Annotated in this window: 9 protein-coding genes; 8 read left to right on the top strand and 1 reads right to left on the bottom strand. The window is 73.0% G+C overall.

Annotated elements, in window-relative coordinates:
• From C1I97_RS42640 to lepB, 5 genes are all read left to right on the top strand, one after another.
• A partial coding sequence (locus tag C1I97_RS42640) for a hypothetical protein (RefSeq protein ID WP_369008351.1) occupies positions 1-92 on the top strand: 92 nt, incomplete at its 5' end.
• 392 nt (positions 93-484) lie between these two features.
• Positions 485-2470 carry a fibronectin type III domain-containing protein gene (locus C1I97_RS04105; RefSeq protein ID WP_111001850.1) on the top strand — a complete coding sequence of 662 codons (1986 nt, stop codon included), beginning with the start codon at positions 485-487 and terminating at the stop codon, positions 2468-2470.
• A 527-nt stretch (positions 2471-2997) separates the two neighbouring features.
• A complete protein-coding gene (locus C1I97_RS04100; protein WP_220040786.1) occupies positions 2998-4590 on the top strand; it encodes a multicopper oxidase family protein in 1593 nt (530 codons plus the stop codon).
• On the top strand, positions 4574-5077 hold the full coding sequence (locus C1I97_RS04095) for a hypothetical protein (RefSeq protein ID WP_146608153.1): 504 nt from the start codon (positions 4574-4576) through the stop codon (positions 5075-5077). Before C1I97_RS04100 ends, C1I97_RS04095 begins: the two co-directional genes overlap by 17 nt.
• A complete protein-coding gene (gene lepB, locus C1I97_RS04090) occupies positions 5074-5604 on the top strand; it encodes a signal peptidase I (RefSeq protein ID WP_220040785.1) in 531 nt (176 codons plus the stop codon). Before C1I97_RS04095 ends, lepB begins: the two co-directional genes overlap by 4 nt.
• Before the next feature lie 166 nt (positions 5605-5770).
• On the opposite strand, the gene C1I97_RS04085 is transcribed toward lepB, so the two are convergent.
• Positions 5771-6142, bottom strand: coding sequence for a response regulator (locus C1I97_RS04085; protein ID WP_111001848.1), 372 nt, complete (start codon positions 6140-6142; stop codon positions 5771-5773).
• A gap of 167 nt (positions 6143-6309) precedes the next feature.
• Here C1I97_RS04085 and C1I97_RS04080 point away from each other — a divergent pair, with 167 nt between their 5' ends.
• From C1I97_RS04080 to C1I97_RS04070, 3 genes are all read left to right on the top strand, one after another.
• The gene (locus tag C1I97_RS04080) at positions 6310-6975 is read left to right on the top strand and encodes a response regulator (RefSeq protein WP_181446551.1); all 666 of its coding nucleotides are present in this window, start codon (positions 6310-6312) and stop codon (positions 6973-6975) included.
• Positions 6968-8296, top strand: coding sequence for a sensor histidine kinase (locus C1I97_RS04075; protein ID WP_146608152.1), 1329 nt, complete (start codon positions 6968-6970; stop codon positions 8294-8296). The genes C1I97_RS04080 and C1I97_RS04075 overlap by 8 nt, the downstream gene beginning before the upstream one ends.
• Before the next feature lie 107 nt (positions 8297-8403).
• The gene (locus C1I97_RS04070) at positions 8404-9792 is read left to right on the top strand and encodes a copper resistance CopC/CopD family protein (protein WP_111001845.1); all 1389 of its coding nucleotides are present in this window, start codon (positions 8404-8406) and stop codon (positions 9790-9792) included.
• Positions 9793-9806: the final 14 nt, after the last annotated feature.

Below are 9806 nucleotides of genomic sequence, written 5' to 3'. Positions count from 1 at the left end.
CCCTCCGCCTGGGCTGGGAGAGCTACGGGACGGGCGAGGACACGCTCTGGTTCGACGATGTGGCCGTCGGCTCCACCCCCATCGGCTGCTGACGGCCTGCGCGGGATCACCAGCGCGGACGGCGCGCCGGACGGAACCCCCTTCCGCCCCGGCCCGCCGTCAGCGCCTTGCGCGGGGAGACCCGGTCTGTCAATCCCCTGGGGGCAGGCCGAAGAGCCGGACACATCGGCGCGGCAACCGGCCCGGAAGCGGACGTGACCGCCGTCCTTCAACCGGTGTGGCCGAGTCGCCTCCCCCGGACCATCCGCTCGCGTCGCCCCGCGGCACGCCGTGGGAAGGGGCGACCCCTCCAGATTGGGGATAGGGGGGTGCCCAAGACGAGGCTGCCGCGGTGTACGGGAATCGGGGACCTTGGAACCCGCTCATCGCGGCCGACCGCCCGGCGCCGGTCGGTCCGTGTGTCGCCACAGAGGGGGATGTCGTCATGAGCAAGTTCGCGCGGGGCGGGGGCAGAGGGAAGCGTACCGCCGCCGGCCTCGTCATCTCCGGCGTGGTGATCAGCGCCTCGCTGGCGCCCGTCACCGCCCAGGCCGCCGTTCCGGTCTTCCCGGACAACATCACGATCTTCCCGGACCGGGACTTCGTCTCCGTCGACGGATTCTCCGAGCACGCGGGAGAGCAGGTGACCGTCGAGGTGCGGCGCCCCGGCATCGGCGTCCTCGGCTCGGCCACCGGCACGATGGCCGCGGCGGCCTCGATCGCGGCGGGCAACCCGGCCATCGAGATCAATCACCCGGGCGGCCTGTGCTGGGGCGCGGGCGGCGGCCCCCAGGTGACCCCGGACATCCGGGCCGGGGACGTGGTGTCGGTCAAGTTCGGCGGCACCGTGGCCGCCGACGCCACGACCCTCGACCTCGGTGTCACCGGCGGCACCCTGACCACGCCGACCACCCTGGTGATCCAGGGGCGGCTCGGGCCCCGGGTCGATCCGACGTTCCTGGAACAGCGGATCGTCGAATCGGCCCTGCGCAACACGGTGGTGGCACGGCGCGACGTGCGGGCGGCGCCCGGCCCGCTCACGAACGCGCCGAAGGGCGGCTACGCCTCCGGACTGCAGGTGGCCGACGGCAGGTTCACCGCGACCTACGAGTTCCTCGACGCGGACACGGCCGCCACCGCCGCCGGCGGTCTGTACATGGCGACGAGCTGGCAGGACCAGGACTCCGACGGCAACACCCAGGGCGTGACGATCTCGGAGTTCGGCGAGGTGGGCGGGCCCGGGATGGGCGGCTGCCCGCCCGGCCCGTCGCAGCAGGGGCCGGCCTCGCCGACCGACGTCGAGGTGCACGACCAGGGCGACTCGACGTCCGTGAGCTGGACCCCGCCGCAGCCCGTCCCCGGCGCCGCGCGGATCCTTGGATACACCGTGCGAGCCGTCGACCAGCTCAGCAGGAACAGCGTGCAGAGCGAGGTCGGCGTCCGCGTCAACGATCCGGACGCGACCTCGGCGACCCTGCCGGGCTCCATCAACGGCAAGCGCGTCGAGGTCAGGTCGTTCAGCGAGACCGGCGAGTCCTGGCCGCCCGCGCTGCGGGGCAACACCCCGTCGGGCGACACCACGCCGCCGACCGTGACCGCGAAGCCCGCCGGCGGCTTCTACACGGGCGACACGCAGGTCACCCTCAGCGCCGACGAGACCGGCTCGGAGATCTACTACACGCTCGACGGCTCCGACCCGCTGGAGGCGGGCACCGCCGGGCCTGCGGCCACGCTGTACACCGGGCCGATCGAGCTCACGGCGTCCGACGGGCCGAAGACCCTGCGGTACGTGGCCTTCGACCCGGCCGGCAACGCCTCGCAGGCCAGGATGGAGAAGTACACGTTCGGGTCGACCAGGGCGCCGGGCGCCCCGCAGGGGGTCACCGTCCAGGGCTCCGACGCGAGCGCGACGGTCCGCTGGTCGGCGCCCGAGGATCCGGGCACGTCGCCCCTCACGGGCTACGAGATCACCGCGACGCCCGCCTCGGGGACGCCGGTCACGGCCACGGCCGGGCCCAGCGCGTCCAGCCTGCTCCTCACCGGGCTGACGAACGACACGAAGTACACCGTGACGGTCGTCGCCGTGAACGACGTGGGCCGAGGCGCGGCGTCGACGCCGGCCGGCGTCACCCCGAAGGTGCCCGCGGTCGACAAGATCGCGATCACCCTCGCCAAGTGGAAGTCCGGAGACCTCAGGCTCGAGGGAACCGGATCCGCCCCCGGCGCGTCGCTGACGTTCCGCTCCGGGTCGCCGACCGGTCCGGTCTTCGCCACCGACGTGATCGTGCAGCCGGCCGCGGCGGGCGCGGTCAACGGGACCTGGAGCCTGCGCCTGAGGACCGGCAGTGCCGCGACGAGCAACCCGTCCCCCGTCCACATCTCGTCCGACAAGGGCGGAACCCTGGGACCGGTGACCGTGCCGAACAGCTAGGGCCTGTCGCGGAGGTCCCGTCTGCCCGGCGACGGACGACGGGACTCTCGCAACAGCGCCGACCGACCGACCGACCGGTGCCCCGGCAGGCGGTGTCCGTTCCCTCAACGAACCCGCCGGCCGGGGAGCCGGCCAGGACAGGACAGCCGTAGGAGCCCTCCGGTTCACCGGCCGCCCTGTTCCCTACCGGGCAGCCGGTGGACCCCCCTCCACCGGCTGCCCGCTCCTTGCCTTCCCGCCTGGGCGCCTCTCCTCAGCGGTGCATTCAGGAGCACCGCGGGCCCCACGGCCGGGGAGCACCACCGGCGTACAGCCCGTCCACCCGAACGGGCATCGCGCCGCCGGTGGGTCATGTGCGGCGCCGCACATGACCCACCGCGTACGGACCAGTACCGAGCAGTACCGATCAGCACCGATCAGCACCGAGAAAAGAACACGGGCATCCGCGACTCCAGGGGGAGAGCAGGGCCCGAGTGCCGCTTCGGCGGCCCACCATGGGGGTGAGCACGCACATGCACGAAAACACGTTGTCCAGACGTGATGTGATGAAGTTCGGCGTCCTCGCGTCGGCGGCCCTGGCGCTGCCACTCGAACGCGTCGCGCGCGCCAAGACCGCTTCCGACCGGATCGCGGTCAGCAAGTTCCCGAAGCCGTTCACCGTGCCGTTCACGGTGCCGCCCGAGGCGGTTCCGACCAAGCGGTCGAGCACCACCGACTACTACACCGTCAGCATGCGCAGCGCGGTGACGGAGATCCTGCCCGGCATGAGGACCGAGACCTGGTCGTACGACGGGACGTTCGGCGGCCCGACGATCCGGGCCACGCGGGGCCGGCCGGCCGTCGTACGGCAGATCAACGAACTCCCCTCGGTGCAGCCGCGGTTGGGGTACGAGTCGTGGACCTCGGTGCACCTGCACGGCTCGGGATCGCTGCCGGAGTACGACGGCTACGCCAGCGACATCACACGGCCCGGCCAGTACAAGGACTACCGGTACCCGAACTTCCAGGACGCCCGGACGCTCTGGTACCACGACCACGGTGCCCACCACACCGCCGAGAACGCGTACATGGGCCTCGCCGCGATGTACACGATGCACGACGAGCTGGAGCAGTCGCTGCCCATCCCGAAGGGCCGGTACGACGTGCCGCTGCTCATCCGCGACGCCATGTTCGACCGCGACGGGCAGTTGCTGTACGACGACGAGGGGCACTCCGGACTCTTCGGTGACGTGATCCTGGTCAACGGCCGGCCCTGGCCCGTGATGAAGGTCGAGCGGCGCAAGTACCGCTTCCGGATCCTGAACTGCGCGATCGCGCGGGGCTTCAGGTTCGCGCTCAGCACCGGCGACCCGTTCGTCTTCATCGGGACGGACGCCGGGCTGATGCCGCAGCCCCGTTCGGCGACCAGCTACCGGCACGGCATGGCCGAACGGTACGAGGTCATCATCGACTTCGCCAAGTACAGGATCGGCCAGCGGGTGGTCCTGAAGAACCTGAGCGTGCCGAACGTCGAGGACTTCGACACCACCGGCGACGTGATGGCCTTCGACGTCGCCGACGACCCCACCGACCTGTCGGGCAACGCGATCCCGGACCTGCTGAACCCGAACGCGCCCGCGATGGACCTCACCGCCGCCATGGCGAAGAAGACCCGGACGTTCGAGTTCATCCGCAAGAACGGAATTTGGACCGTCAACGGCAAGACCTGGGCCGACGTCATCGCCTCCGACTACGAGTACGTCTGGGCCGACCCCGGACTCGGGGACGTCGAGATCTGGGAGTTCGTCAACAAGTCCGGCGGCTGGTTCCACCCGGTCCACGTGCACCTGGTCGACTTCAAGGTGCTGGACCGCAACGGCAGGGCACCCAGCCCCTGGGAGCTCGGCGGCAAGGACACCGTGTACGTCGGTGAGAACGAGACGGTGCGGGTGGCGGTCAAGTTCGGCCCGCACACCGGGCGTTACATGATCCACTGCCACAACCTCGTGCACGAGGACCACGACATGATGGCGCAGTTCCGGGTGGGACCGCCCAGCACCGAGCACCACCCGGTCTACGCCGACCCGGCGAAGACCGGGTCCGCCCCCGAGCTGGGAGGCGACGATGACACCCTCGCCTGAGGCGCCACCGGCCGAAGGGGCGGTGCCGGTGAGCCGTACGGGTCTCGTGGGCGGCCTCCGCACCCCGCACGTCGCGTCGCTGCTCTGCATGGCCGCGGCAGCCGTGGACCTGGTCGCCTTCCAGCAGCGCGTGGCGCACGGCCTGGCCGGGGCCCTGCCCTTCCTGCTGGCCGCCGTCGTCCAGCTCGTCGCGGCGCGGCAGGTGTGGGTCTCGCGGGGCACGGCCGCGGCGCTCTGCGCGGTCCTCGCGCTCGGTCTGCTGATCGGTTCGTACGTGGTGGCCGTCAGTACCGGCGTGACCCTGGGACAGCAGAACCGGCCGGTCGAGGCCGACCCGCTGCTGACGGCCGCGCTGTGCGCGCGGCTCGCCGCGCTGCTGGTGCTCGTACGGTCCCTCTCCGGCCGCGCCCGGTCCCGGGCGGTCAACGCGCTCCTCGTCATCGGAACGGTCCTGTGGACACTCGGACTGACCGGCCTGCTCGGGTGAGTCCGCCCCGGCGGCCCGCGGTACGGCGAGGTGCCGTACCGCGGGCCGCCGGGCGCCGGGCCGTCGTGTGCGTGGCGGTGGCCGCGGCCTGCGTGGCCGGCGGCCTCCTGCTGGAGCCCGTACGGGTGGAGTCGGCCAGCATGGAGCCGACGCTCCGTGCCGGCGACCACCTGCTCGTCGACGAACGCGCCTACTGGCGCGCAGCGCCCCGGCGCGGAGACCTCGTGGTGTTCGACCACGGCGGCTCGCGGCTGGTCAAGCGGGTCGCCGCGGTGGCCGGTGACACCGTCGGGATCGAGGACGGGGTCCTCACGGTCGACGGCCGTCCCGTCACGGAACCGGCGATCGACCGGCGGGCCCTCGACGGCCTGTACTACGGGCCCGCGCACGTGCCGCACGGCACCGTCTTCGTCCTGGGCGACAACCGCCGGCGCTCCGTCGACTCCCGGCAGTTCGGCCCGGTGCCCGCCGGGGAGGTGCGGGGACGGGTGCTGCTGCGCTGGTGGCCGCGTCCGGGGGCGCCGTGAGCGTGATCCGCGTCAGGGGCCGGCACGACCCGTGACCCGCGTACCGCCACGGGGGCCACATGCCGCCCGTCGCCCTCGCCGTCGGCCACATGCCGCCCGTCGCCCTCGCCGTCGGCCACATGCCGCCCGCCGCCCGCCGCACACCGGGAGCGACCCGCCCGGCGGCTCAGGCCCGCGGCGCCACCGCCACGATCGCGTCGAGCACCGCGTCGATCCCGGCGTCCTTGTGCAGCACCGTGCAGGCCCCGGCGTCGAGGGCCGCCTGTTCCAGCCGTCCGCCGACCGCGGACGTCAGCACCACGACTCGGGTGCCGGGCCGCAGGACCAGCAGCCGCCGGGTCGCTTCGGCGCCGTTCAGCACCGGCATGACGAGATCCATGAGCACCACGTCCGGCGCGAGCCGCAGTGCCGCCGCGACGGCCTCCGCCCCGTCGCACGCCACGCCCACCACGTCGAGGAGCGCGCTTGCGCCCAGGACGGTGGCCAGGGTGTCCCGCACGAGCTGGTGGTCGTCCACGACGAGCAGGCGAATCGGCATGGTTCAACGGTGCCTGGTCCCGGGCGTCACAGCCATCCCCAAACCAGAGGGGTCGGCCACCCGGAAAAAGCACCATTCCTGCACAACTAATGGGCCTTTCCCCACATGCCGTGGTTCCATGTCTCCTGCGGACCGGCAACGATGGCGGCCCGCCCGGTGGGGGGAACATGGGGGAACACAGGGGTTCGTCGCCGACGCGCGTGCTGATCGTCGACGACCATCGGACGTTTGCCGAGCTGCTGGCCTTCGCGCTCGGATCACAGCCGGACTTCGACTGCGCGGGATGCGCGGCGACCGGGTCGGCGGCGGTCGAACTGACCGCGAGGGAACGCCCGGACATGGTGGTGATGGACATCTCGCTCGGCCGGGAGAGCGGACTGGAGGTCACCCGGCGGGTCCGGGAGGCCGCGCCGAGCGCGATCGTCGTCATCGTCTCGGCGCACCGCGACCCGGACTGGGTGGTGCGGGCCGCCCAGGCGGGCGCGAGCGCGTTCGTGCCCAAGTCCGGATCGCTGGAGGAGATGCTGACCGTTCTGCGGGAGGTGCGGCAGGGGTCGATGCTGGTGTCGGCGTCGATGTTCGGCGACGCCGGCCGGCCCCGGGTCACCGACGAGCCCGGCGCGGCCAGTCTCACCGCCCGGGAGGCCGAGGTGCTCGGCCTGATGGGCAAGGGCATGGCGCCGGCCGCGATCGCCCGGCTGCTGGGGATCAGCGTCAACACCTGCCGCGGCTACGTGAAGGCGATCCACCTCAAACTCGGGGTGCGCTCGCAGTTGGAGGCCGTCGTCAAGGCACAACGGCTCGGCCTCGTCGAGGCGGGCACCGATGGCTGACCGGACGGGTGGCGGCTCCACGGCGGAGACGGGGGGCAGCAGGACCGTCCGGCGGGCGCTGGTCGCGATGGTGCTCATCGGAGTGGGTGCCTTCACGGTCGTCGGGGCGGGCGCCGTGGTGGCCGCCGACTCGATCGCGGAGAGGACCGCGCTCGCCGAGGCGGCCCGCTCCGCGCAGCTCATGGGCAACGTGATCTTCAAGCCGGCCATGCCGGCGCTGCTCCGCGGGGACATTTCCGCACGGACGCGGCTGGACGAGGCCGTCAGGGCCCGGCAGGACGAGGCCGGCGTCGTCCGGGTGAAGGTGTGGAACCGGCAGGGCGACGTCCTGTACTCCAACGAGCACCACGCCATCGGGATGTCCTTCGCGAACGACGACGTGCGTAGGACCATCGACGGGCGGGCGAGCTGGGCCGAACTGTCCGACCTGTCCGACGAGGAGAACGTCACCGAAGCCCGCGGCGACCGCCGCCTCGTGGAGGTCTACGTCCCGCTCGACCTGGACTCCGGTGAACGGCTGGCGCTCGAGGTGTACTCCACCGATGCCCGCGTCGCGGTCGCGCGGACCGAGCTGATGCACACCCTCGTGCCCTTCTCCATCGTGGCGCTGCTGCTTCTGCTGGCGGCTCAACTTCCGGTCTCGGTACACCTGTTGCGCCGCGTCAGCAAGGCGGACGCGGAACGCAGCCGACTGCTGGGCAAGGCTCTGACCGCCTCCGAGCGGGAGCGGCGCGCGATCGCCCGCGACCTGCACGACGGAGTGGTGCAGGACCTCGCCGGGGCCGGATACGCCCTGTCGGCCGTCCGCGGCGCACTGCCCCCGGGGGCCGGCGCCACGGCCGACGGCATGCTCGACAAGGTTGGCGAGGTCCTGCGCGGCGCCGTCGGTTCACTGCGCACGATGATGGTGGACATCTATCCGCCGGACCTGACCGAGGACGGTCTGCCGCAGGCGGTCGAACTGCTCGCCGAACGCCTGCGCAGGGAGGGCCTCGGCGTCACCACGACCGTCGAGGTCCGGGCCGCGCTCGGGCCCGACCTCGCCGCTCTCGTCTACCGCTGCACGCGGGAGTGCGTCACGAACGTCCTCAAGCACGCCGAGGCACGGCACGCCTGGATCGAGGTCGCCGGCGGCGGGGAGCGGCTGCTGGTGCGGGTGGCGGACGACGGGAAGGGCCCTGGAGACGCACTCGGCAAGACCGGTCACCTCGGCCTGCAGCTCCTCCGGGACACGGCCACCGAACTGGGCGGCGGGATGACGGTCACCGAACGCCCCGACGGCGGCACCGAGGTCCGTACCGTGCTGCCGCTGCGCACCTGAACCCCTCGTTTTGAGGGGGTCGCACCCCCAAAGGCGAGGCTGCCGCAGGCGGCGGCGGGGACCCACCCTGGACGCGCTGCGTCTCAAGGGCACCCAGGGGGGAACGGATGCGCCGCATCATCACCATGCTCTGCCTTGTTCTCTGCCTGGCGGCCGCGTCCGCCGGGCCCGCCTCCGCGCACACCGGCGTACGGTCGAGCGATCCCGCCGCCGGCGAGGTGCTGTCCGGCCCGCCCGCCCAGGCGGCACTGACGTTCCGGCAACCGGTGAACGCTCGGAAGAACGCGGTGCGCGTGTTCGACGACCACATGCGTCGCGTGGACCTCGGCGGCCACCCCGGCGACCGGCCCGGCCCCGTCGTCCGGACCGCCCTGCCCGGCGGCCTGCACCCGGGCACGTACACCGTGGCCTGGCAGGTGACGTCGGCCGACGGACATCCCGTGGCAGGCACCTTCCGCTTCTCCCTCCACAGGACCAGCCGGGTCGTCGGCGTCGTCCCGCCGCTCGGCGGTTCCGGCAGCGCGTGGGCGAGCCGCCTCCTCGGCGTGTCACGCGCGGCCGGTTACGCCGGACTCGCGCTCGGGCCCGGCGTGCTGCTGGTCGTCCTGTGGCTGTGGCCCGCCGGGCTGCGTGACCGCGGCACCCGGAGCCTGGTGTGGGCGGGGCTCGGCCTGCTGGCCGCCGGCACCCTCGCGGTCCTGGCCGTCCACGCCGTCTGGGCCGACGGCCGGCCGCTGTCGGACGCCTGGTCCGGCTCCGGCGCCCACCAGCACGCGGCGCTCGCCGACCACGCCTACGCCGTACGCTTCTACGCCCTTCTCGCCCTGGGCGCCGCGACCGTGCTCGCGATCCTTGCGGCCGGCACGCCGGGCCGGCGGGCCAGGGCGGCGGCCCTCGTGGCGACCGCGGCGGCCGTGGTCCTGTGGGGCACGTGGCCGGTGACCGGCCACTCCGTCGACGGGCGGTACACCTTCCTCGCCCTGGCCGCCGACTTCGCCCATCTCGCCGCGATGACCGTGTGGCTGGGCGGACTCGCGCTGGCCGCGGCGGTCCTGGCGAGGCCGGGAGCCGTCACCGCGCTGGCCTCCGTGCTGCCCCGGTTCTCCCGGCTCGCGTTCGCCGGCGTGACCGTGCTCGTCGTGACAGGCACTTTCCAGGCGTGGCGTGAAGTGGGCACCGCCGGCGCCCTCTTCGGCACCCGGTTCGGCCGGCTGCTGCTCCTGAAGTCGGCCGGCGCGGCCGTGGTCGTCGCGCTCGGCGGCGTCGCCCGGCGCTGGCTGCGCCGGCACACGACGGCCCCGGCACCGACTTCCTTTGCCGCCGCACCCGTTGGCGGGACCGGGGCGACGGTGACACTGGTCGCGCCGGCGCCTGCCGTGCTGCCGGACACGGCGCACGTACGCACCCTCCGGCGCGGCCTGGTGGCGGAACTGCTCGTCGGGGTCCTCGTCCTGAGCGTCACGGCGGCCATGGTCGTCACCAATCCGCCCGCGTGAGGCGGCGCTTCACC

The organism is Streptomyces sp. NTH33 (genome assembly GCF_003236365.1).
Lineage (GTDB): Bacteria > Actinomycetota > Actinomycetes > Streptomycetales > Streptomycetaceae > Streptomyces.
Note: the sequence above shows the minus strand (reverse complement) of the source record. Positions and strands in the feature narration are given on the sequence as shown.

Coding starts and splice junctions, on each gene's coding strand:
- C1I97_RS04105 (WP_111001850.1), top strand. CDS start 485: ATGAGCAAGTTCGCGCGGGGCGGGGGCAGAGGGAAGCGTACCGCCGCC.
- C1I97_RS04095 (WP_146608153.1), top strand. CDS start 4,574: ATGACACCCTCGCCTGAGGCGCCACCGGCCGAAGGGGCGGTGCCGGTG.
- C1I97_RS04085 (WP_111001848.1), bottom strand. CDS start 6,142: ATGCCGATTCGCCTGCTCGTCGTGGACGACCACCAGCTCGTGCGGGAC.
- C1I97_RS04080 (WP_181446551.1), top strand. CDS start 6,310: ATGGGGGAACACAGGGGTTCGTCGCCGACGCGCGTGCTGATCGTCGAC.
- C1I97_RS04075 (WP_146608152.1), top strand. CDS start 6,968: ATGGCTGACCGGACGGGTGGCGGCTCCACGGCGGAGACGGGGGGCAGC.
- C1I97_RS04070 (WP_111001845.1), top strand. CDS start 8,404: ATGCGCCGCATCATCACCATGCTCTGCCTTGTTCTCTGCCTGGCGGCC.